This is a genomic window from Pseudomonas sp. CCOS 191, from assembly GCF_001007005.1.
In the GTDB taxonomy this organism is placed as follows: Bacteria; Pseudomonadota; Gammaproteobacteria; order Pseudomonadales; family Pseudomonadaceae; genus Aquipseudomonas; species Aquipseudomonas soli.
On record NZ_LN847264.1, the window covers coordinates 3,000,731 to 3,023,292 of the forward strand.

The 22,562-nt window shown below is 67.5% G+C and carries 14 protein-coding genes; 8 read left to right on the forward strand and 6 right to left on the reverse strand.

Annotated features, from left to right (window positions below; all coding sequences use genetic code 11):
• Positions 1–2 precede the first annotated feature (2 nt).
• Both CCOS191_RS13275 and CCOS191_RS13280 read right to left on the reverse strand, forming a co-directional pair.
• On the reverse strand, positions 3–1,790 hold the full coding sequence (locus CCOS191_RS13275) for an ABC transporter ATP-binding protein (protein ID WP_046855606.1): 1,788 nt from the start codon (positions 1,788–1,790) through the stop codon (positions 3–5).
• Positions 1,791–1,910: 120 nt separating this feature from the next.
• The gene (locus CCOS191_RS13280) at positions 1,911–2,429 is read right to left on the reverse strand and encodes a sigma-70 family RNA polymerase sigma factor (protein WP_046855607.1); all 519 of its coding nucleotides are present in this window, start codon (positions 2,427–2,429) and stop codon (positions 1,911–1,913) included.
• Positions 2,430–2,647: 218 nt separating this feature from the next.
• Between CCOS191_RS13280 and CCOS191_RS13285 the strand changes: the two genes are divergently transcribed.
• Positions 2,648–4,753: a condensation domain-containing protein gene (locus CCOS191_RS13285; protein ID WP_046855608.1), complete on the forward strand. Its 2,106-nt coding sequence runs from the start codon at positions 2,648–2,650 to the stop codon at positions 4,751–4,753.
• 374 nt (positions 4,754–5,127) lie between these two features.
• On the opposite strand, the gene basC is transcribed toward CCOS191_RS13285, so the two are convergent.
• Both basC and CCOS191_RS13295 read right to left on the reverse strand, forming a co-directional pair.
• Positions 5,128–6,447, reverse strand: coding sequence for a putative histamine N-monooxygenase (gene basC, locus CCOS191_RS13290; RefSeq protein ID WP_046855609.1), 1,320 nt, complete (start codon positions 6,445–6,447; stop codon positions 5,128–5,130).
• Between the two features lie 75 nt (positions 6,448–6,522).
• Positions 6,523–10,815 (reverse strand): amino acid adenylation domain-containing protein, encoded by a 4,293-nt coding sequence (locus tag CCOS191_RS13295; RefSeq protein WP_231867430.1) that lies wholly within the window; start codon positions 10,813–10,815, stop codon positions 6,523–6,525.
• A gap of 128 nt (positions 10,816–10,943) precedes the next feature.
• On the opposite strand from CCOS191_RS13295, the gene CCOS191_RS13300 reads away from it, so the two are divergent.
• From CCOS191_RS13300 to CCOS191_RS13330, 7 genes are all read left to right on the forward strand, one after another.
• Positions 10,944–12,116, forward strand: coding sequence for an isochorismate synthase (locus tag CCOS191_RS13300; protein WP_046855611.1), 1,173 nt, complete (start codon positions 10,944–10,946; stop codon positions 12,114–12,116).
• 26 nt (positions 12,117–12,142) lie between these two features.
• The gene (locus CCOS191_RS13305; protein ID WP_046855612.1) at positions 12,143–13,744 is read left to right on the forward strand and encodes a (2,3-dihydroxybenzoyl)adenylate synthase; all 1,602 of its coding nucleotides are present in this window, start codon (positions 12,143–12,145) and stop codon (positions 13,742–13,744) included.
• A 17-nt stretch (positions 13,745–13,761) separates the two neighbouring features.
• Positions 13,762–14,628, forward strand: coding sequence for an isochorismatase (locus CCOS191_RS13310; protein WP_023632374.1), 867 nt, complete (start codon positions 13,762–13,764; stop codon positions 14,626–14,628).
• The gene (dhbA, locus tag CCOS191_RS13315; RefSeq protein ID WP_442963645.1) at positions 14,595–15,377 is read left to right on the forward strand and encodes a 2,3-dihydro-2,3-dihydroxybenzoate dehydrogenase; all 783 of its coding nucleotides are present in this window, start codon (positions 14,595–14,597) and stop codon (positions 15,375–15,377) included. Before CCOS191_RS13310 ends, dhbA begins: the two co-directional genes overlap by 34 nt.
• 81 nt (positions 15,378–15,458) lie before the next feature.
• Complete coding sequence (locus CCOS191_RS13320) at positions 15,459–16,754, forward strand: histidine decarboxylase (protein WP_082120420.1); 1,296 nt, start codon at positions 15,459–15,461, stop codon at positions 16,752–16,754.
• Between the two features lie 438 nt (positions 16,755–17,192).
• The gene (locus CCOS191_RS13325) at positions 17,193–18,260 is read left to right on the forward strand and encodes a GNAT family N-acetyltransferase (RefSeq protein ID WP_046855613.1); all 1,068 of its coding nucleotides are present in this window, start codon (positions 17,193–17,195) and stop codon (positions 18,258–18,260) included.
• A 19-nt stretch (positions 18,261–18,279) separates the two neighbouring features.
• Complete coding sequence (locus CCOS191_RS13330) at positions 18,280–19,263, forward strand: fatty acid desaturase family protein (RefSeq protein WP_046855614.1); 984 nt, start codon at positions 18,280–18,282, stop codon at positions 19,261–19,263.
• Positions 19,264–19,652: 389 nt separating this feature from the next.
• On the opposite strand, the gene CCOS191_RS13335 is transcribed toward CCOS191_RS13330, so the two are convergent.
• Positions 19,653–20,993, reverse strand: coding sequence for an LLM class flavin-dependent oxidoreductase (locus tag CCOS191_RS13335; protein ID WP_046855615.1), 1,341 nt, complete (start codon positions 20,991–20,993; stop codon positions 19,653–19,655).
• Positions 20,980–22,524 carry an MFS transporter gene (locus CCOS191_RS13340; protein WP_046855616.1) on the reverse strand — a complete coding sequence of 515 codons (1,545 nt, stop codon included), beginning with the start codon at positions 22,522–22,524 and terminating at the stop codon, positions 20,980–20,982. The genes CCOS191_RS13335 and CCOS191_RS13340 overlap by 14 nt, the downstream gene beginning before the upstream one ends.
• Between the last annotated feature and the right edge of the window lie 38 nt (positions 22,525–22,562).

Genomic DNA, 22,562 nt, shown 5'->3' on the forward strand with positions numbered 1-22,562 from the left:
GATCAGTGCTCCTCCACCTGCGCGGTCGCCCGCGTCTTCGCATAGCCGCCGGCGGCCCACAAGCGGGCATACAGCCCGCGACGGGCCAGCAGTTCGTCGTGATTGCCGCGCTCGGCGACGGTGCCCTGGTCCAGCACCAGGATCTGGTCGGCGTGCATCACCGTGTCCAGGCGATGGGCGATCACCAGCAGCGTGCGCCCCCGGGCGAAGCGCGACAGCGCCTGTTGCAGCTTGACTTCGTTCTCGGCGTCGGCCGCCGCGGTGGCCTCGTCGAGTACCAGCACCGGCGGGTCGAGCAGCACCGCGCGGGCAATGCTCAGCCGTTGCAGCTCGCCGCCGGAGAACTGCACGTCCTCGCCGATCACCGCGTCGTAGCCACGCGGCTGGGCGAGGATGCGCTCGTGGATATTGGCAATCCGCGCCGCCGCCTCGATCTGCTCCTGGCTCGCCGAAGGCCGGCCCAGGGCAATGTTCTCGCGCACACTGGCATGGATCAGGCGCACGTCCTGCAGGACAAAGCCGATGCGCCGGTACAGTTGCGCGCTGTCGATCTGTCGCAGGTCGACCCCGCCCAGGGTGATACGCCCGACACTGGGGTCGAAGAAGCGCAGCAGCAGGCGCGCCAGGGTCGACTTGCCGGCGCCCGAGGCGCCGACTACCGCTGTTACCGTGCCCGGTTCCAGGGTGAACGAGACCTCGCTCAGCACCGGGTTGCGCGGGTCGTAGTGATAGCCCAGGCCCTGCACCTCGATGCGCGCATCGGTCGGCAGCTTGCCGGCGCCCTGGCCGTCGGTCTCCAGCACCGCCGTGTTCAGCAGCGCCTGCACGCGCTGGGCGGCACCGGTGGCGTTGTTCAGGTCGTGGGTGATATAGGCCAGCAACAGCAGCGGCGCACAGATGCCCGGCGCCACCAGGGCGAACGGCAGCACCTGCACCGGGGTGATCCAGCCCAGGCCGACGAACAGCGTGCCGAACGCCAGCACCACGCCCAGTACCGACACCGGCGCGATCATCGCGTTGGCATTGGCCATGGCGCTGACCAGCGGCCGGGTGAAGTCGGTGAAGGCCGCGGCGAAGGCGTCCACCGCCTCGCGGTAGCTGCCATGCGCCTTGCGCTGGCCACCGAAGGCCTTGACCACCGGGATGCCGTTGACGAATTCGACCACCGCCTGGTTGATCCGCCCCATGCCGGCGCCGAAGGCCTGCATGTTGCGGGCGCTGGCCTGGTGGGCACGGGCGAAGAACAGGAAGAACAGCGGGAACGGCAGCATCGACACCAGCGCCATGCGCCAGTCCATGGCGAACAGGTAGACGATCGATGCCAGCACTGCCCCGGCGCTGCGCCCGAGGGTGGTGTAGAAATGCGCGGTGAGGCTGTGCAGGATGCCGATATCGTCCTGCATGGCCTGCTTCACCTCGCCGGAGGCGCGGCTGGTGAACCAGCCCAGCGGCACCCGTGCCAGGCGGCGGATGATTGCCAGGCGCAGCGTGCCGGTGATGTGGTTGTCGGCCAGGTGGGCCACCAGGTCGCCCAGCGAAATCAGGGCCATGCCGACGAACAGGCAGCCCAGACCCAGCACGATCACCGGCCAGGCCTGCGCGACGCCCTGCCCTTCGGCGAACGCCAGCCGGGCGACCTCGGCGATCGCGGCCAGGGGCGCCAGGCTGAGCATGGCGCCCAGCGCGGCGAGCAACCCGGCGACGATCAAGCGCCCGCGAATCGGTGCCAGCACTGCGGCGACCGGCCCCTTGGCGGGCTGCTGCACCGCCACCCCTTGTTCAACACTCATGAATGCTCCTTTTCAGCACGAAGAGCAGGCCGGGCAGCCACTTGGGCGCCCAGCCCGCCAGTCCTTCTCAACCTGTATTCCGCTCGAGGCGGGCAAAACCGCAAAAAACAATGCCCACACTCAGGCGCCACTGCCGATGCGGTAGCGCCTGCAGGTGCGCACGCCGGCGGCGATGTACTTCTCGACCGAGGACACCGATACCCGCAACTCGGCGGCGATGGCGCGATGGGCCATGCCGTCGAGCCGGCACAGCAGCAGGGCCTGGCGGGCCTTGGGCGAATGCCTTTGCAGGGCGCTGTCGATCGCACCCAGGGCCTCGACCACCAGCGCTCGCGCCTCTTCCGACGGCACCCGCGGCTCGGGCTGCAGGCCATGGTCCTCGAGGTAGCGGGTTTCACGTTGGCGGCGGCGGTACAGGTCGATGACCTTGCCGTTGGCGATCTGCGTCAGGTGGCAGCGCGACTGTTCCGCCGTCGGCACCTGGCCCTTGTTCATCAGGTGCAGGTAGATATCGTGGGCCAGGTCCGCCGCGTCCACCGCGTTGCCCAGCTTGCGGCGCAGCAGCTCGCACAACCAGCCGTGATGATCCTGATACAGCTGTTGCAGCTGTTGACGAAGCGCGAACGTTCCGTTGTCCACGGTACCTCTCCCTGAGCGTGGTGCATTCCAGACGGCTTCCTTTGACGTGCGCCAATCTAGATGATAATTATTTGCATCTTTCTCACCATAACGAATCCTCGGGATTCACGCAATGCACCCTGGTGGTGCGAACCCTCTGCGCGGCCACTCACCGCGATCCACGGATGGCAGTGAAGGCCGACGCGGGCCTTGATCGATCGAACAGCAGGAAGCTAACCATGTTGGAACGCAACACCACCCCACCCTCGCCCCAGGCCCTGGATGAACACGAAGAACTCGCCTGGTTCGCCCAGCAGCAGCAACCCGAGCAGCTGCACCGGCAACTGGGCGCCTGGCGTCTTAGCCCCCAGGCCGACCTGTCGCTGCTGGCCCTGGCCGTGCAGGCGGTGGTCGAAGCCACGCCGGGCCTGAACAGCCGCTACCACTTCAGCGACGACGGCGACCTGTACAAGACCCAGGAACCCGGCTGGTACCCGTGCCTGCGTATCGAACGGAGCGCGGCCGAGGGCATGGACGCCTTGCTGCGGGCGCGCCAGGCGGCGCCCTGGGACTCCACCACGCAGCCGCCATTCGAGGCCCTGCTGCTGGCCGGCGATCACCAGGCTGCGCTCGGTCTGCTCTGCCATGCGGTGCTGCGCCAGTCGCCGCAAGCCCTGCTCGAACGCATCCGCGCCGCCTATGACGCCCAGGCCGGCGACCAGCCACTGGTGCTCGAACCGTTGTCGCAGGCGCCTTCGACGGACATCGCGCAACGCATCCTCGACGCGTTCCGCCAGGCATTGGCGGAGCCTGGCATGACCCTCGACGATGACTTTTTCGACATGGGCGGCCACTCGCTGCTGGCCACCCGGATCATCGGGCGCTTGCAGGGCGAGCATGGCATCGAACTGCGCTTCAGCGACTTCTTCGCTTCGCCCAGCGCGTCGGCGCTGGCCAGCCGCGCCAAGCTGAGCCAAGGGCAAGCCAGCCAGGCCAGCGACCAGGCCGGGGATATCCAGCAAGCGCCGATGGCCCTGGCCCAGGCGTCGTTGTGGCGCGCCTGCGCGGCCTTCGACTACGGCACCATCTTCAACCTGCCCTTTGCCCTGGACTTCCACGACCCGGTGGACGAAGCGCTGCTGCAGCAGGCCTTCACTGACCTGCTGGAGCGCCATGCCAGCCTGCGCACCACTTACCATGGCGAGGGCGACGACGCCTGCCAGCGCATCGTGCCGCTGGCCGAGCTGGGCCGTTTCAAGTGGTTCTGGAACAGCGCCGAAAGTGCCGGCGCGAGCCTGGCCGGCGAGGCGAAGCACCGCTTCGACCTGGCCCGCGAACTGCCACTCAGGCTGCGCATGCTGCGTGACCCGCACAGTGGCCACCAGGTTCTGTCGTTCCTGGTCCACCACATGGCCATCGACGAGTGGTCGCTGAACGTGATCATGGCCGAACTGGCCGAGGCCTACCTGGCCCGCGCCCAGGACCGGGCGCCGCAATGGCCCGCGGCGGCGCGCACCTTCCACGAATTCGCCCTGGCCCAGAGTGCCCAGGGCCCGAATCCACGCCACCTGGCGTACTGGACTGGGCTGCTACGCGACGCCACCCGCGGCCTCGCCCTGCCCGCCTGCGATGACGCCACGCTGCTGCCCGCCGACCAGGCGACCACGCGTGCGCGCTGGCTGGAGCTGCGTCCCGAACCTGGCATGCTGGAGCAACTGGGCGCCAGTGCCCGGCTGCATCAGTCATCGCTGTTCAGCGTGATCTACACCGCCATCGCCCTGTCGCTGCACAAGCTCGGCAACCTCTCGGACCTGGTGATTGGCACCTCGGCGTCCGGGCGCACCGACCCTGCGTATTTCGACACCGTCGGCTACTTCACCACCATGGTCGCCCACCGCGTGCAGTTCGCCCCCGAACAGTCGCTGGCCGAGTTGCTGGGCGAGGTGACGCGGATGATCAACGACTCGATGGCTTATGCCGACGTACCCATGGAGACCATCCAGCAGGCGCTGGGCATGACCCCCGCCGAGGGCCTGATGTTCGATGTGTATGTGCAGATCCACGCCAACAACGCCCTCAATGGCGCGCTGCAGGCACCCGATGGCCGGGCTATCCGCTACAAGCAGATTGACCCGGACAAGAGCGAGTCGATGTTCGGCCTGCAGTTCGAGATCATGGAAGATGTGTTCGATGGCCAGCGCTCGCTGCGCCTGGTGATCACCTACCGCAGCGAGCGCTACAGCGGTGCCCAGGTCGAGCGCCTGTGCGCGATGATTTCGGCGGCGTTCGGTGTGTTGGCCGAGGTGGATGGCGGCCGGCGGGCTTTGGCTGCGGTGGTGTTGTAGTTCAAGGTGGGCGGCGCCTGTGAGATCGAGCGCCGCCTGCGATGTGTCCGGCGAAGGAGTTTCAGCGCCTTCAAGATCGAGCGCCGCCCGCGCGGCGCATCGCGGATGAATCCGCTCCTACATTTGTTGCAACGTGGCCACGCCTGATAGGCCATGGTTGTAAGCCTTGTGCGCTCGACGCGATTTTTCGGTGGGCATTGCCGCCGCCCCACTTGTCTCAAGACATGCGCCAAGGCTGGCAACCATGGCCTGACAGGTTCGGTACGTTGCAACAGATGTAGGAGCGGATTCATCCGCGATGCGCCGCGCGGGCGGCGCTCGATTTCATAGGCGCAACATCCCTCCCGGCGAACACCTCGCAGCCCAAACGCCAATCACCCCTCCGGCAACCCATAGCGCTGGAACGACGAGCGCTGCGGCACCCGGTACTGCGCCCGGCCCAGCAACTGGTTGACGATCACTGCATTACGCACCGGCCCCAGCCCCAGGTCCGGCGAACCGACGCCATGCTGGAAGATCTCGGCGTTCTGCACGAACACCCGGCCACTGCCGCCATCGCAACGCTGCGCGGTGAAGTCCTCGCCGACGATGCAGTCGCCGTGCGCGTCGGTGGCCAGCACCGAACCCTTGAGCTGCTCGAACCACTGCGGCCAGGCATGGGCATAGCCGGTCGCCGCGACGATCGCGTCGGCTTCCAGCGTTGCCCGTTGCTCCAGCTGGCTGTGCCGGAAGGTCATGCGCAGCCCCGCCGAGCCCAGGTCCTCGACCGTCTCCACGTCACAGCTGGACAGCAGCGTCAGCCCAGGCTCGCGCCCACCGATGGAGCGTTCGTAGATCAGGTCGTAGATCGCGCCGATGGTCGAGAAGCTGATGCCTTTGTACAACAGGCCCTGCTGGGCGACGATCTCCCGGCGTTTGTCCCGCGCCAGGGTGTGGAAGTAGTTCATGTACGCCGGAGTGAAACACTCCTGGCCGAGCTTGGAGTACTCCATGGGGTGGAAGCCTCCCGAGCGGGTGATCCAGTGGATCGACGCCCCCGCCTCCACCTGCTCCGGGGTCAGCGCGTTGAACAGCGCCAGCACGCACTCCGCGGCGCTCTGTCCGGAGCCGACCACCACCACGCGCCGGCACTGCTCCAGCTCGCCCTGACGCTTGCCGAACTCCGCCGAGTGCAACAGCGGCGCGTGGGTGCGGGTTTGCGCCCAGGCCGGCAACCATGGCCGGGTACCGAGGCCGATGGCCAGGTCGCGACTGCTGTAGCGCCGCTCCAGACCCGGCACCGACACGCTGTCGATGACAAAGCGTTCACTGGCGTTGTCGTAGCGCACGCCCGTGACCTCCTCGCCGAAATGGCAGCCCGGCAATTGGCCCGCCGCCCAGCGGCAATAGTGGTCATACTCGCGCCGGGGCACCTGGAAGTGGTCGTAGTAGTAGAACTGGAACAGGCGGTCGTGCTGGTGCAGGTAATTGAGGTAGCTCAGCGGGTGACACGGGTCGGCCAGGGTCACCAGGTCGGCCAGGAACGGCACCTGCAAGGTGGTGCCGGGCAGCAGCAGGCCCTCGTGCCAGCGGAACTGCGCCTTGCGCTCGAGGAACGCGCAGCTCAGGTGCGGGTGGCGCGACAGCAGCGCGGCCAGGCCCAGGTTGAACGGTCCGATGCCGATGCCGGCGATATCCAGGTGTGCGATGTCCATATGCTCGATGATTTCCCAAGAACGATGATTGGCGCCCCGGGCCAGGCCCAGGGCGATTGATTCAGGCCGGTGGTTTCACACGGGGGCGGTGACGAGCAGGCGCTCGACCTCTTCCACCGTGCGGCACGGCAGCAACTGCGCGGGCGACAGGCGCACCGCGAAGGCTTCGCCCAGGCGCGCTGCCAGCGGTTTGAGGTGCTGCGGCCGCAGGCCCATGGCCAGGAAATCCCTGGCCGGCTGCGTGGCGCCGAGCACCTGCTGGTAGATCGCCAGCACCTGGGCATGACGCTGCGGGTCGCTGGGCACAGCCGCCGGTATTGGCGCCTGCTCCGTGTCACCTTCAAGCAAGGCGCGGGCGAGCCTGCGGTCCGGCTTGCCGTTGGCGGTCAACGGCAAGGCGTCGACCTCGACGAACCGCGTGGGCACATGGGACTGCGGCAGCAGGGCCCGGGCATGCTCGCGCAACGCCACGGCGCCGGGCGGCGCACCGTTGCGCCTTACATACAGCGCGCCGACGCAGGCCTCGCCCTGTTGCGTGTCGCCATAGTCCACTACCAACACCTGCTGCACCGCCGGATGGCGGATCAGCTCGATCTCGATGTCCGGTAGCGACACCCGCACGCCGCGTACCTTCACGTAACCATTGACCCGGCTGTCGAACAGCAGCACGCCGTCCTCGCGGTAGCGGCCACGGTCACCGGTACGGAAGGCACGCACTGGCGCGCCGTGCTCGTCGAGCACATCGACGAAGTCGTTCTGCACCAGCTCGCCGTCCTCCAGGTAGCCCAAGGCCAAGCCCACCCCACTGGTGTGGATACGCCCGGCGACGCCCTGCGGGCAATGCGCGCCGTGCTCGTCCAGCAGCCAGTAGCGGTTGCCCGGCAGTGGCCGACCATAGGGCACCCTGTCGCGGTCCTGTTCACCGATTTCGTGCCAGATGCTCCAGATGGTGGTCTCGGTCGGGCCACCCAGGGACACCAGGCGCGCCTCGGGCAGTTGTTCGCGTAGTTCGGCGATCACCGCCGGCTTGATGTAGTCGCCGCCCTGGGCCAGCAGGCGCAGGCTGCGCAGACCATCACCCTGACGGCAGGCCAGGAGCATTTCGAGGATGGCCGGCACCGAGCACCAGAGGCTCACGCCGTGCTGTCTGACCAACTGGTTCCAGCGCAGCGCATCCTTTTCCTCGCCGGGCTCGGGCAGCACCAGCGCCGCCCCGGCGCACAGGCTGCCGAACACGTCGAACAGCGACATGTCGTGGTGCAGCGGGGTCACCGAGATGAACACATCGTCGCGGCTGACCTGCCACTGCGCCAAGGTGCTGCCGATGACGTTGGCGGTGGCGCGGTTGTTCAGCACCACGCACTTGGGCTTGCCAGTGGTGCCGGAGGTGTACAGGTAGTAGGCCGGCGCGGTGCTCGCCGACAAGGCCGCCAGCCCCGACAGGTCCAGGGCTGCCGGAGGGCTGGCCAGCAGTGGCGCGACGGCGTCGACCACCAGTGCCGGCTGGCAGTTGTCCAGCAGATAGCGCAGGCGCTCCTCGGGCGCCGCCGCGTCGATCGGTACCCAGACCAGCCCGCTCAGCGCGCAGGCCAGGGTCGTCATGGTGTGCTCAGGACCGCGTGGCAGGCAAATGGCGACCACCTGGCCGGGGCGCAGCCCGCGGGCCTGGAATGCCCCGGCAATGCGCTTCACACCCTCCCCCAGTTCGGCATAGCTGATGCGCCGCTCGCCATGCAGCAAGGCGATGCGTCCATTGTCCGGGCCGAACAGGTTGTGGGCGATGCGCCCAAGGAAATCGACCGGCTCGGCCTGCGCCTCGCTGCTGTTCAGGCGGTAGTGGCCAAGGTCGATGAACTGCCGTGCGTGGACTTCGAATGCCGCCTGCCCGGCCAATTGCGCCACCGCCTGGTTCAAGGCCGCGAGCAACCGCCCGACCCAGCGGCCATCGACTGCTTCGCGGGCATAGTCGATCTCGAACGCCAGCCCGCCCTCGGCGGTGTTGCAGAAACGGATGTCCATGGCCACCTGCGGCGTCTGGGTCAAGCCCGCGCTCAGGGACATCGGGCCATCTACCGCGCCCACCGGCCAGGACAGGCCGTTGGTCAGCACCACCGGTAGCGCCGGGCCCGGGCCGTTGCTGTCGTACAGCAGGCGGGCCAGGTCCACGCCGGAGAACGCCAGATGCTGCAAGCCTTCCAGCACATCGGCCTGCAGGCGCTTGGCGCGCTCGGCCAGGCTGGGCAGGCCGCGCTGCCAATCGATGGCGATGAAGCTGGAGCGGTTGGCAAATGCGCCGTCCTGCGGCGGCGCCACCGGGACCGCCACGCACAGGCTGCCTTCATCGAGCCAGTGGCCGAGCACTTCCAGCACCACGGCCATGATCGTCGAGTTCTTGAACAGCCCCTCACGCGCACCGGCGCGGCTCAGTGCCTTGAACGCCTGGGCGGAGATTACCTGGCGCTGGCGGGCGTATCGGGCCACGCCGACCTTGTCCAAGGCTTGGCGCCACGGCAGCCTTGGCGCGCCGTCGATCTCAGAGAGCTTTGCCTTCCAATACTCGGCATCGGCCTTGCGCACCTCGCTCTGCGCTTCGACAACCGCTGTCGGCTCGCTGGCCGTCAGCGGCTGGCAGTGGCCGTCGAACAACTCGACCATCAAGGTAGCGATGGAGCGTCCATCCAGGATCAGTGCATCGAAGCGCACGAACACCACCAACTCGCCTTGTGGCAACTGGAAGGCGGTGACACTCCAGGGCGGCCCGACCAGGTCGAATAGCGCATGGGCATAGTCCTCGCGACGGACCTCGAGCTGCGCCTGAGCCTGCTCGGCCGTCAACCCGTGCAGGTCGATCACGTCCAGGTTGACCTGCACCTGGTCGCTTCTCGACTGGGTCAATGCCTGGGCATCGATGCGAGTACGCAGGCTGTCGTGGCGGCGCACCATGTCCGTGAGGCGGCTGCGCAGCAGCGCCAGGTCCATGCGCCCGCGATACTCGCGGAACTCCTGCATGGCCACGCCGCCCAGCGGCAGATGCTCGCCACGCCCCAGCAGGTAAGCCTGTTGCAGGGCGTTCAGTGGTCGATCCCGGCTCGCCGCGATCGCCAATGGCTGGTGCAGCGCGCCCGTGTCGGCAGCCACCGCCACAGCCAGGGCGATGAAGCGCTCGAACAGGGCCTGGACCCAGTCAGCGGGCAATGCGTCCAGGCGCACGTCCCAATTGATCAGCAGGCCACCGTCGGCCCGCGCCACCTGTGCGTCCAGGGCCACCTGCGGGCCCTGGGAGATCACCCAGTCCATCGGCCCGAACACCCGGCTCACCCGTTCGGAGAACAGCTCGCCGCCAGGCAGGTCCAGCCCTGCGGTAAATACCACCGGTGCCAGTTGCGGCGTACCGTGATGGCGCGACAGGTCGCGCATCAGGTCCACGCCCGGATAGGCGCTGTGCGCCAGGCGCTCCACCAGTTGCCGATGCAGATCCCGGCACAGCGCGGCAAGGCTGGCGACACCCGTGAAGTCGACGTCCACCAGCACCAGGTTGGCGAACTCGCCAACGATGCGTTGCACAGGCTCCAGTAGCGGTTCGCGCCAGAACACCGGGACGTTCAGGCGCAAGCGCCGATCGCCGGTGTGCTCACCCAGCGCGGTGGCGAACAGCCCGAGCATCAACGCCGATGAGGTGATCCGCTGTGCGCGCGCCGCGTGCTGCAAGGCACGATACTGCGCAGGTTCAAGGCGAGCGGCAAAGCGTTCGCTGCGTGCCGGCCCCGCAGGGAGCAAGGGCAGCGAGGGCGCCGGGGCGATCTGCGCCAGGCGTGCTCGCCACCAGGCGCGGTCGCGGCTGCGGGCGGCACGCAGGTCGGCATCGGCACGCACCTGGTCCAGCCAGTCGAAGTAGTTCGGCGTGGTCGGCAGCGCGGTGCCTGGGGTGTCGTACAGCCGGGCCAGGTCTTCCATCAGCACCCGGAAGCTCGACGGGTCCACCGCGATCATGTCGGTGTCCACGTGCAGCCGGCTGGCATTGCCCGGCAGCAGGCTCAGGCCGAAGCGCGCACCCTGGCCAGCACCCAGGTCCAGGCGCTGGTGGCTCCACTGGCGACGTTTCTCCAGCAGGTGCCGCTCCACGGCTGGACCATCCAGATCGCTGAAATCCTCCAGCTCCAGATGGGCGCGCTGTGCTTCGTCGATGGCCTGTAGCCCCTGCTCGTCGATGCGCAGGCTGAGCATCGGATGCGCCCGGTACAGCCCCTCAAGTGCGCCGACAAGGCGCGCCACATCGATGGCCTGGCCATCGAACTCGGCATACAGGTGCGCGCTGACGCCACCCAGTGCCGCATGTGCATCCCGCCCGATCCAACAGGCGGCCTGCATCGAAGTTAACTCTCTCATCGCTTACCCGCGTAGTTGACAAATCCATGTGTTTCGCGTCCTCATATTTACTAACGAGAATGATTATATTTCAAGGTTTTCTTTCTCACCCATCGCCAAGGAGGCAACCCATGAAGACAGGCACCCTGCGTTTGCAAGACAGGGACACCATGCCGCTCAACCAAGAGGATTCGAGCTTTTCATTCACATCCGGCGAGCGCGAGCTGAGCGTCAGCGGCCTGCGCGAACGCATCGACACCGCGGCCCACGGCAGCCATTTGGCCGGTGGTGCACTGCGGCGCAGCATCGACCAGGCCTTCGAACGCGCCCGCCAGGCCGGGCAGGAAAATCCCATCGTGGTCGGCGCGATCCCCTTCGACACCACCCAGGCTTCCAGCCTGTACGTGCCCGAGGCCTATACCTGGCAGGCGCGCGCCGCGGCTCCTGTACAGCCCGGCTCGCTGCCTGCTCTGCTCAGCCAGGCCAACATCCCCGACGAACACGGTTTCAAGCGCGCCGTGCGTCACGCCATCGTCAACTTCCAGCACAGCGATGTGCGCAAGGCCGTGCTCTCGGTGCAGCGCGAACTGCACTTTGCCGAGCCCGTGGACACGGCCCAGGTGCAGGCCAACCTCAAGGCACTGAACCGCGAGGGCTACCACTTCCGCGTGCCCCTGGCCGACGGTTCCACCCTGCTGGGGGTGAGCCCGGAACTGCTGGTGCACAAGCATGGCAGCGCCTTCGTCAGCAATCCTCTGGCCGGCTCCGTGCGACGCATGGCCGACCCCGAGGCCGACCGCGCCAATGCGCAATGGCTGGCGGCGTCGGAGAAGGACCACTACGAGCACCGCCTGGTCACCGAGGACATCGCCCAGCGCGTCGGCGAATTGTGCAGCCGCCTGCAGGTCCCCGAGCGGCCCTCGCTGATCAGCACCGCCGCGTTGTGGCACCTGTCCACGCGCATCGAGGGCGACCTGGCCTCGGCCGATATCGACGCCCTGCAACTGGCCTGCCGCCTGCACCCGACCCCCGCCGTCTGCGGTTACCCCACCGAGCGCGCCCGGCAATTGATCCGCTTCGTCGAGCCCTTCGAGCGTGGCCTGTTCACCGGCATGGTCGGTTGGTGCGACGCCCAGGGCAACGGCGAGTGGGTGGTGACCATCCGCTGCGGCACCTTCAGCGGCCAGCGCGTGCGCCTGTTCGCCGGCGCCGGCATCGTCGAGGCCTCCAGCCCCGACAGCGAATGGAACGAAGTGCAGACCAAGCTCGGCACCATGCTGCGTGCCTGTGGCCTGGACCATTGACCTCAAACCCGCTTTCCGAGATGCCCATGACCATCGAATTCACCCCCTGGCCCGCGGACCGGGCGCAGCGCTATCGCGCCGCCGGCTACTGGAACGACCAGCCACTCAGCCAGTTGCTGATCGCCCGCGCCGCCGTGCAGCCACAAGCCCCGGCGATCCTCTGCGGCGAACGCCGCATCAGCTACGGCGAACTGGACCGCCGTGCCTCCAACCTGGCATCGCGCCTGGCCGCCCACGGCCTGGGCCAGGGCGACACTGCGCTGGTGCAGTTGCCCAACGTCGCCGAGTTCTACATCGTGCTGTTCGCCCTGCTCAAGGCCGGCATCGCCCCGGTCAATGCGCTGTACAGCCACCGCCAGCACGAGCTGGGCGCCTTTGCCCGGCAGATCCAGCCGGCCCTGCTGATCGCTTCGGCGGAGCATGAGGTATTCCGCAATGACGCGTTCCTCGACGACCTGGCCAAGGAAGGCCTGCGCCCGAAGCTGACGCTGATGCTCGATGCCCTCGACGACTGGAGCGCCAGCGCCGATGTGCGCGGCACCCACTACGCACCCAGTCCGTCCGGCGAGGTGGCGTTGTTCCAGCTGTCCGGTGGCAGCACCGGCACCCCCAAACTGATCCCGCGCACCCACAACGACTACGCCTACAGCGTGCGGGCCAGCGCGCAGATCTGCGCCCTCGACAGCGACACGCGCTTCCTCTGCGCGCTGCCGGCGGCGCACAACTACACCCTCAGCTCCCCCGGTGGCCTGGGCGTGCTGCACGCCGGCGGCTGCATCGTCATGGCGGCCAACCCGGAGCCGTTGCACTGCTTCGCCCTGATCGAACGCCATGCCGTGACCATGGCCGCCCTGGTGCCCAGCGCCGTGGCCCTGTGGCTGCAGGCCGCCCCCGGGCACGCCGCCAAACTGCGCAGCCTGCGCCTGTTGCAGGTCGGTGGCGCCAGTTTCGCCGAGGCCTTGGCGCACCAGGTTCCCGAGGTGCTGGGCTGCAAGCTGCAGCAGGTATTCGGCATGGCCGAGGGCCTGGTCAACTACACCCGCCTGGATGACAGCGACGAACAGGTATTCACCACCCAGGGCCGGCCGATCAGCGAGCTGGACGAGGTGCGCATCCTCGACGAGCAGGGCCAACCGGTCGCCGACGGCGAGCCGGGCATGCTCGCCACCCGCGGCCCCTATACCTTCTGCGGCTACTACAAAAGCCCCGAGCACAACGCCCAGGTGTTCGACCAGGACGGTTTCTACCACTCCGGCGACATCGTCCAGCGCAGCGCCGACGGCAACCTGCGGGTCGTCGGGCGGGTCAAGGACCAGATCAACCGCGGCGGCGAGAAGGTCGCCTCGGAGGAGATCGAGAACCTGATCGTCATGCACCCCGACGTGACCCACGCCGCCCTGGTGGCACTGCCCGACGAACTGCTCGGCGAGAAGAGCTGCGCCTTCATCGTCTCGCGCAACCCGCAACTCAAGCCGATCGCCCTGCGCCGCCACCTCATGGGCCTGGGCATCGCCGAATACAAGCTCCCGGACCGGATCCGGCTGATCGACGCCATGCCGCTGACCGCGGTGGGCAAGATCGACAAGAAGCAACTGCGCGCGCTGCTCGCCGTCGCCCCGACCGCCTGACCGTCCAAGGACCCGACATGACCATTCCAACCATCCACGACTATCCCATGCCGCAACCGGCCAGCTACCCGGCCAACAAGACCACCTGGCAACCCGACCCGGCCCGCGCCGTGCTGCTGATCCACGACATGCAGCGCTATTTCCTGCGCTTCTACCAGCCGGACGGCGCCCTGCTCACCGCGCTGGTGGACAACCTGTCGCGGCTGATCCAGTGGGCTCGCGCGCAGGGCATCCCGGTGGTCTACACCGCCCAGCCCCATGAACAGCCGCCCGAGGATCGCGCCCTGCTCAACGCCATGTGGGGCCCGGGGCTGCCCGCGGCCAGCCCCGAACAGCAACCGATCATCGACGCGCTTTCGCCGCAGCCGGGCGATACCGTGCTGACCAAGTGGCGCTACAGCGCCTTCCAGCGCTCCGACCTGCTCGAACGCATGCGCGGCTGGCAGCGAGACCAACTGCTGATCGGCGGCGTGTATGCCCATATCGGCTGCATGATCACCGCCGCCGACGCCTTCATGAACGATATCCAGGCCTTCCTGGTGGGCGACGCGGTGGCCGATTTCTCCGAGGAGGAGCACCGCCTGGCCCTGAAGTACGTGGCCACCCGCTGCGGCCATGTCACCGACACCGCCACCCTGCTGACCCAGCCTGCGGGCGTGACCACCCGTGACTGGCTGCACGGTCGAGTGCGCCAGATGATCGAGGACGACAGCGAGCTCGATCCCCAGGAAAGCCTGATCTTCTACGGCCTCGACTCGCTGCAGGTGATGAAACTGGCCGCCGAGCTCAAGCAGCGCGGCATCGCCGTCAGCTTCGAGGAGCTGGCCAACGCGCCGACCCTGGATGGCTGGTGGTCGCTGGTGCAAGCGCGGGGGGCCGCCTGATGGCCATGGCCCGCTTCACTGGCCGGCGCGTGCTGGTCACCGGTGCCGCCAGCGGCATCGGCCGCTGCGTGGCGCAGCGCTTTGTCGAGGAAGGCGCCGAGGTCATTGGCCTGGATTGCGAGGAGGCCGACGTGCCGTTCCCGCTGATGCATGTCGACCTGACCGACCCGGCCGACGTGCAACGGGTCTGCGACCGGCTCAAGGAACAGGCGCAGTATCTCGATGTGCTGGTCAATGTGGCCGGTGTGCTGCGGCTCGGGCTCAGCGACGAGGTGTCCTGCGAGGACTGGCAGCGTTGCCTCGACGTCAATGCCAGCGCGCCGTTCTACCTGATGCGCCAGTGGACCCCGGTGTTCCGCCGCCAGCGCCGCGGCGCCATCGTCAACGTCGCCTCCAACGCCGCCCATGTGCCGCGCCTGAACATGGCCGCCTACTGCGCCTCCAAGGCCGCGCTGGTCAGCCTCAGCCACTGCGTGGGCCTGGAGCTTGCGCCCTATGGCGTGCGCTGCAACGTGGTCTCGCCGGGCTCGACGCGCACGCCGATGCTGGCCGGCATGCTGGGTGATCCGGCGGCGGAACGGCAGTTGATCGACGGCCTGCCACAGCAGTTCAAGCTCGGCGTGCCCCTGGGCAAGATCGCCACGCCCGACGACATCGCCCATGTGGTGCTGTTCCTCGCTTCCGAGCAGGCCGGCCACGTGACCCTGCAGGACATCGTGGTCGACGGCGGCGCCACCCTGGCCGCCTGAGCCCGACACGGCCACCGACAAGGACTTTCACCCGCAACGCGCCCGGCCCTGGTCGGCCGGGCGCGCTCCATGGAGCTGGACATGACATTCTCACCTGCCGACCACACACGTCTCGAGGCGTTCTGGCGCTACTGCCTCACCCACCAGTACTTCAATGTCGGCTACCCCGAATCCGCCGACTTCGACTACAGCCTGCTGCACCGTTTCATGCGCTTTTCCATCAACAACTGCGGCGACTGGAACGAGTACAGCAACTACCTGCTCAATTCCTTCGACTTCGAGCGCGAGGTGATGCGCTTCTTCGCCGAACTGTTCCACATCCCCTTCGAGGACAGCTGGGGCTACGTCACCAACGGCGGCACCGAAGGCAACATGTTCGGCTGCTACCTGGCCCGCGAGCTGTTCCCCGACGCCACGCTCTACTACTCCCAGGACACCCACTACTCGGTGGCCAAGATCGTCCGCCTGCTGCGCATCAAGGCCCAGGTGGTGGCGTCCCAGGCCAATGGCGAGATGGACTACGACGACCTGATCGCACGGATCGCGGCCGACGGCGAGCGCCACCCGATCATCTTCGCCAACATCGGCACCACCTTGCGCGGCGCCACTGACAACATCGCCGTCATCCAGCAACGCCTGGCCCAGGCCGGCATCCGCCGGGAGGACTACTACCTGCATGCCGATGCGGCACTCAGCGGCATGATCCTGCCCTTCGTCGATGCTCCCGAACCCTACTCGTTCGCCGACGGCATCGACTCGATCTGCGTCTCGGGGCACAAGATGATCGGCTCGCCGATGCCCTGCGGCATCGTCGTGGCGCGGCGCGCCAACGTCGAACGCATCTCGGTGGAGGTCGACTACATCAGCGCCCGCGACCAGACCATCAGCGGCTCGCGCAACGGCCACACGCCACTGATGATGTGGGCCGCCCTGCGCAGCCGCTCCATGGACGACTGGCGTGAACGTATTCAGCGCTGCCTGGACCTGGCCCAGCATGCGGTGGACCGACTGCGGGCGGCGGGGATCGACGCCTGGCGCAATCCCAACTCGATCACCGTGGTGTTCCCCTGCCCCTCGGCCAACGTATGGAAACGCCATTGCCTGGCCACCTCGGGCGACACCGCGCACCTGATCACCACCGCCCACCACCGGGACAGCACGCAGATCGATGCCTTGGTCGACGAGGTGATCGCCGATCTCAAGGCCCGTGGCAAGCCACCGACCAGGCAACCGTTGCAAGGCGCCCTGGTCGACGGGCTGGCCACTCGCACCCAGGTCTACAGCACTGCCGGCCAGCCTCTGCGCGTGCCTGCGCCGGGCCTGGGAAAAGCCGAACCGGTACGCATCATCGCCCTTCCCAAGGGCAGCGATAGCTGAACGCCGAGTCTTCATTACGGGCGTTTGCATGTAAGCCTGTGCCTACAAAGCGCAACCCTTGAAGCTGGCGTGCCGAAAAACCGGGGGCGGGCTGATCCGCCCCTTGGCCTACCCATACGGGCCGCCGCGCAGGCGACCCTCCGTGCGCGTTTGACAGCCCATGGCGTGGCTCTATAGTCCGTTTCCTGGCAACGGGAAGGATTTCTGTTTGCCTCGGACAAGAACCCCGCCATGTACAGGAGTTGCGTAATGGCCATGCTCACGGATGACGCTCCGTTCAAACCCGCCCTGCCGTGCCTTTTGCTCGCCCCCGCCTGCTTCGCCGTCAACCGACGACATCCCCGCCACTGACCGCAGCGCCAAAACCGACACGTGCCCGTGACCTGCCCTGGGCGGTCACTGCCTTCGTTCGCCTTCAATAAAGACAAAAGGTGCGTCATGACTGCGACCCGTTCGCCGCAAACGGCCGTTGCGCCGTTGCCGGAAACCGAAACACTGCGCTATCGCCCAGCCAACCCCACCGATATCGAAGCCCTCGCCGCGCTGTTCCAGCAGGTCTATGGGCAGACCACCCACCCCTGCCAGAGCTCCTCCTACATCCGCTACTCGATGAGCAGCGGGCAACAGCAGTGGTTCGTCGCCGAGGCCGAGGGCAACCTGGCCGGTTGCTGCTGCATCGCCCGCCGCCCGTGGAACCAGTCGTGGGAGGTGTGCCACGGTGTGATTCACCCTGACGCGCGCAGGACCGGCGCCATCTCCAGCCTGGTCCGCCTCGGTTTCGAGACGCACCGGCCAGCGCCCATGGAGCTGGGCTTCTACATTACCCGCAACATCGCCAGCCACGGCGTCATGAAGAAGATCCGCCCCGCCGTGCTGGTGGGCCATGACGGCGGCCCGGACAAGGTCGATGGCCTGCGCGAGTATCACCTGACCGCCATCCACCCCGTACCCCAGGCCGGCTTCGCCCATGTCGCCCCCTGGTACGTGACCACCCGCGCCGCCGACTATATCCGCAGGCTGCTCTACCCCGCCCTGCAGCTTGCCGTTGCCCCCGGCAGCTACCCGGACACCTACCTCAGCGGCCCGACCGGCGCCGAACGCCATGGCCAGCTCAGCTACAGCCACGACCCGCAGGCCGCCGCGCTGATGCTGTCGGGCCAATGCGGCCGTTACGTCTCGACCCATGCCGTGCTGACCGAGCTGGGCGCGCTGCTGCGTCAGTATTCCCAGGCCGAGTACGTCGGCCTGGTGATCCTGGCCGACAAGCTGGAGCTGCTGGCCAGCCTGCGCCGCCTGGGCTTTGCGATCACCGCCTACCTGCCGGCCTGGCACCTGGAGAACGGCAGCCGCTACGACTGCATCCAGCTGGTGTTCCAGGACTTCGCCGTGGCGCCGCGCAGCCACGGTTTCGATGACGACATCGCCCGCTTCGACCTGGCCTACGCGCACCTGGCCAACAACCTCTGCAGCCTTCCCGCGGCCCCGGCTTCCCGGGCCGCCAGCTAATCGATCGGAGTTTCAGCAAGTGACCAAGGACCAATGGCTTAGTGTAAGAAAACAGATCCCCGACGGCGCCCGGGAACCCTGGACCGTGATGTTGTGGGTCGTCGACCTGCTGCTGGTGGTGGTGGCCTGGAACCTCTGGCTCGCCGACTCCACCGCCCTGCAGTTGCTGGGCCTGGCGCTGGCAGGTCTGGCCACCGTGCAGCTCTACCTGATCATGCACGAGGCAACCCACGGCGCCGCCTCGGCCAACCGCCGGTTCAACGACTTCATCGGCCACTGCAACGGCTGGCTGATCGCCCTGCCGTTCCTGGTCCGCCGGCGTTTCCACATGGCCCACCACACCTGGACCGCGCACCCGCTGAACGACCCGGAGAACCGCGGCATGATCGAGCGTTTCTCGGTGATGACCAAGAAGCAGGAGCGCACCCTGGAGTTCGTCTGGAAGCACTGGATCCCGATGATCGCCGCCAACCACTTCCTGCTCAACTGGCGCGCGCCCTTCATCGCCAAGGCCAAGGGCGACAGTTCGCCACGGATCCTCAAGGAGATCCGCTTCGCCCGCCTGTACCTGGCCGGCTACCTGGCGGCGGCCGTGCTGGCCTGGAGCCTGGGGCACCTGCTGGACCTGGTGCTGTTCTACCTGATCACCTGGGTGTTCCTGTTCTTCATGGTCGAGCTGCTCAACCTGCCGCACCACGCCGAGGCCCCGCTGCTCGCCCGCGATGCCGATCGCCTGCAGTTCTGGGAGCAGGACGGCGTGTCCCACGACTGCAAGAGCCTGCCGCTGTGGTCGCGCTTCGTGATCCTCAACTTCAACCTGCACATCGTCCACCATGCCTTCCCCTCGGTGCCTTGGTACCGCCTGGCCAAGGTACAGAAGCTGCTGGGCGAGCATGAGCTCGGCCATGCGCCGTCGCAGACGCATGAATGGGAGTTCGCGGTGAAGAACCGACGCCGGCCGTTGTTGCAGTTGATGGGGCATTTCTTCGATCAGCGGGGTTGAAGTGATCGCCACTCCCTGTGGGAGACATTGCTTTCAAGGTGCTCGACGTTGTAGTTGCAGTGCCTGTGAGACCGAGCGCCGCCCGCGCGGCGCATCGCCGGCAAGCCAGCTCCCACATCTGTTTCGGGCCAGTAATGCCTGCAGCGCCGCGGCTGTACGCCTTGTGGGTACGACGCGGTCTCAGCGTGGGCACCACTGGCGTCCCACTTGTCTCAAGACATGCACCAAGGCGGACAGCAGCAACTTCACAGGACAGACTGGCCCGAAACAGATGTGGGAGCTGGCTTGCCAGCGATGCGCCGCGCGGGCGGCGCTCGATCTTGAGAACGCAAAATAGCCATCGTCTGACACTTGCCCGTCAACACGCGATGAAAAAAGTGCCCCTGTGTTTAGGTGAGAAAATGCCGGTTCGGCACATACCGCAACCCCAGGTTCTCCCGCAACGTACGCCCCTCATACCCGCGCCGGAACAACCCCACCCGCTGCAACTCCGGCACCACCTGCCCGACAAAATCATCCAGCCCGCCTGGCAGATGGGTAAACAGCAGGTTGAAGCCATCCGCCGCCCCTTCCTCGAACCAGCAGGCCATCTCCTCGACGATCTGCCCGGGTGTGCCCACAAGCAACCGATGTCCGCCCGCGCCGAGCCTGGCCAGCAGTTGCCTGGCGGTGGGCCGTTCGCGGCGGATCAGGTCCACCACCAGCTGTTGGCGGCTCCTGTGCCGCTCGGTCAGTGGCAGCGGGTCCGGCAGCACAACCGGGGCATCCGCAGGCAGCCGCTCCAGGTCGATGCCGATATCCAGCAGGAACGACAGGGCCTTGAGCGCCGCCTCCGGATCTACCAGCGCCTGCAGTTGCTCGTGCTTCTCCTGCGCTTCGCTGGCCGTGCGCCCCACCACGGGCGCCAGGCCCGGCAACACCAGCAATGATTGCGGCGGCCGACCGGCCAGGGCCAGGCGCTGGTGGATGTCCGCATAGAATGCCCGGCCTTCGGTCAAGGTCTGCTGGGCGGTGAACACCAGTTCGGCGCTGCGCGCCGCCAACGCTCTTCCGGCTTCAGAGGAGCCGGCCTGGGCGATCACCGGCCAGCCCTGCAATGGCCGTGGCGCATTCAACGGGCCACGCACGCGAAAATGCTCGCCCTGGTGGTCGAGCACCTGCATCCGCGCGGGCTCCAGCCAGGTGCCGGAGGCCTTGTCCAGCGGGAAGGCATCGTCCGCCCAGCTGTCCCAAAGCCCGGTGACCACGTCGAAGAACTCCCCGGCACGGGCATAGCGATCGGCATGGGACACGTGCGCCGCGTGGTTGAAGTTCTCGCCGCCGATCAATCCGGTGACCAGGTTCCAGCCGGCCCGACCAGCGGACAGGTGATCGAGGGACGCGAAGGTGCGGGCGATGTTGTACGGTTCGTTGAAGCTGGTGTTGGCGGTGGCGATCAAGCCAAGGTGGCGGGTCACCACCGCCAGTGCCGGCAGCAGGGTCAGTGGGTCCCAGCGCAGGCTGTAGGCGCTGCTGCGCAGCACCCGTGGATCCAGCTCGCCGACGGCGACGTTATCGTTGAGGAACAGCGCGTCGAAACAGCCGCGCTCGAGGGTCTGGGCGTACTGTCGATAGCGCTCGAAGTTGATCGAGGCATCGGCGTCGGCCTGCGGATGTCGCCAACTGCCAGCGTGGGCGCCGGCGCCGGAGAGAAAAGCCCCCAGTCGCAGGCGGCCGTCACGCCTTGCCATGGCTGGGCTCCTGGGCAGGCACCGGCGCTTTTGTCGTGCGCAGCAGCAGGGTCACCGCGCCCCAGACCAGCAACAGGCTGACGGCGAGGAACACCATCAACGCCTGGTAGCCGTCGAGAAACGCGGCACGCACCCAGCCCTGCAGGACGTCGCTGGCCTGCCCCAGGTGCTCGCCCAGCAGGGCCGCGCCCTGTTCCGGCGCCGCCGCCGCCCTGGCCAGCCAAGCGGTCTGCGCAGGTACGCCCGTGGCGCCGGACAAGGTATCGGCCGCCACCGCCCGGTACAGCCCCACCCCGACCGCGAGGCCAAGCCCACCGCCGACATTGTGCAGGGTCATCAGCGAGCCCATGGCCACCGAACTCACCTGCTGCGGCACGGAGGAGATCCCCAGCACCGTCGAAGGCCCGAGGATGCACGCCCAGCCCAGCCCCATCACCGCGAAGGCGCCGAGCAGGTGCAGCAACGAAGTCTGCTCGCCGAATGCCGCCTGCAGCACGGCGGACAGCACGAACAGCAGCAACCCGGCCTGCACCAGCAATGCCGGGCCCTTGCGGTCCACCAGGCGCCCCACCCACGGCGACAGCAACGCCACGCCGAGGGTGGTCGGCAGCAACAGCAGGCCGCTGGCCTGCACGCTCTCACCACGGATCAACGCCAGGTACAACGGCATCACGAAAAATGCCACGCAATAGAACACCGCCAGGCCGAAGCTGGCGGTGACCGCCGCGACGAAACGGCGGTTGGCGAACAGGCGCAGGTCGATGATCGGCGCGGCGACCCGCAATTCGACCGCGACGAAAGCCAGCAGGGCAAGCAGCGCCACCCCCAGCAGGCCCAAGGTACTGGCCGAGGTCCAGCCCCAGTCCGCGCCCTGGACGATGGCCAGCACCAGGCTCGGCAAACCCAGCAGCAGTAACGCCGCCCCCAGCCAGTCGAGCCGCGCGCCGTCCTCGCCAGTCCGCGACTCGTCCGCCGCCACGGCGATGATCGCCAGGCTGAGCAGCACGAACGGCACGTTGACCAGAAAGATCCATTGCCAGCCAAAGGCGCTGGTAATCAGCCCACCCAACACCGGCCCCGCCGCCAGGCCGATGCCATTGACACCGAACAGCACGCCGAACGCCTTGCCCTGCTCCTCGCTGGCGAAGGTGGCCGCGACGATCGCCCCCGACGCGGTGTACAGCACCGCGCAGGCCAGGCCCTGGGCGATCCGCGCGGCCACCAGCGTATCGATGGTGCTGGCCAGCCCTGCCGCCAGCGAGGCCAGCCCGAAGACCGTGAGCCCGAGGTTGAGTACCCGCCGGCGGCCTTTCAGGTCGGCCAGCCTGCCCACCAGCACCATGCTGCTGGACAACGCCAGGATGAAGCCGTTGATCACCCATTGCAGGCTGCCCACCGAGGCGCCGAGGTCGGCCTGCAACGCCGGCAGCGCGGTGTTGACGATGGTGAAGTCGACGCAGCCGAGAAAACTGGCGATGCTCACACCGAGCAAAGCCCACCATTTGCGTTGCTGTTGCGCAAAAACGCCCATGGAAACTCCTGTTCCGGATTTCAGTGTGAAGGCCATCG

Coding starts and splice junctions, on each gene's coding strand:
- CCOS191_RS13320 (WP_082120420.1), top strand. CDS start 15,459: ATGACATTCTCACCTGCCGACCACACACGTCTCGAGGCGTTCTGGCGC.
- CCOS191_RS13310 (WP_023632374.1), top strand. CDS start 13,762: ATGACCATTCCAACCATCCACGACTATCCCATGCCGCAACCGGCCAGC.
- CCOS191_RS13295 (WP_231867430.1), bottom strand. CDS start 10,815: ATGCAGGCCGCCTGTTGGATCGGGCGGGATGCACATGCGGCACTGGGT.
- CCOS191_RS13305 (WP_046855612.1), top strand. CDS start 12,143: ATGACCATCGAATTCACCCCCTGGCCCGCGGACCGGGCGCAGCGCTAT.
- basC (WP_046855609.1), bottom strand. CDS start 6,447: ATGGACATCGCACACCTGGATATCGCCGGCATCGGCATCGGACCGTTC.
- CCOS191_RS13340 (WP_046855616.1), bottom strand. CDS start 22,524: ATGGGCGTTTTTGCGCAACAGCAACGCAAATGGTGGGCTTTGCTCGGT.
- CCOS191_RS13275 (WP_046855606.1), bottom strand. CDS start 1,790: ATGAGTGTTGAACAAGGGGTGGCGGTGCAGCAGCCCGCCAAGGGGCCG.
- CCOS191_RS13285 (WP_046855608.1), top strand. CDS start 2,648: ATGTTGGAACGCAACACCACCCCACCCTCGCCCCAGGCCCTGGATGAA.
- CCOS191_RS13335 (WP_046855615.1), bottom strand. CDS start 20,993: ATGGCAAGGCGTGACGGCCGCCTGCGACTGGGGGCTTTTCTCTCCGGC.
- CCOS191_RS13325 (WP_046855613.1), top strand. CDS start 17,193: ATGACTGCGACCCGTTCGCCGCAAACGGCCGTTGCGCCGTTGCCGGAA.
- CCOS191_RS13300 (WP_046855611.1), top strand. CDS start 10,944: ATGAAGACAGGCACCCTGCGTTTGCAAGACAGGGACACCATGCCGCTC.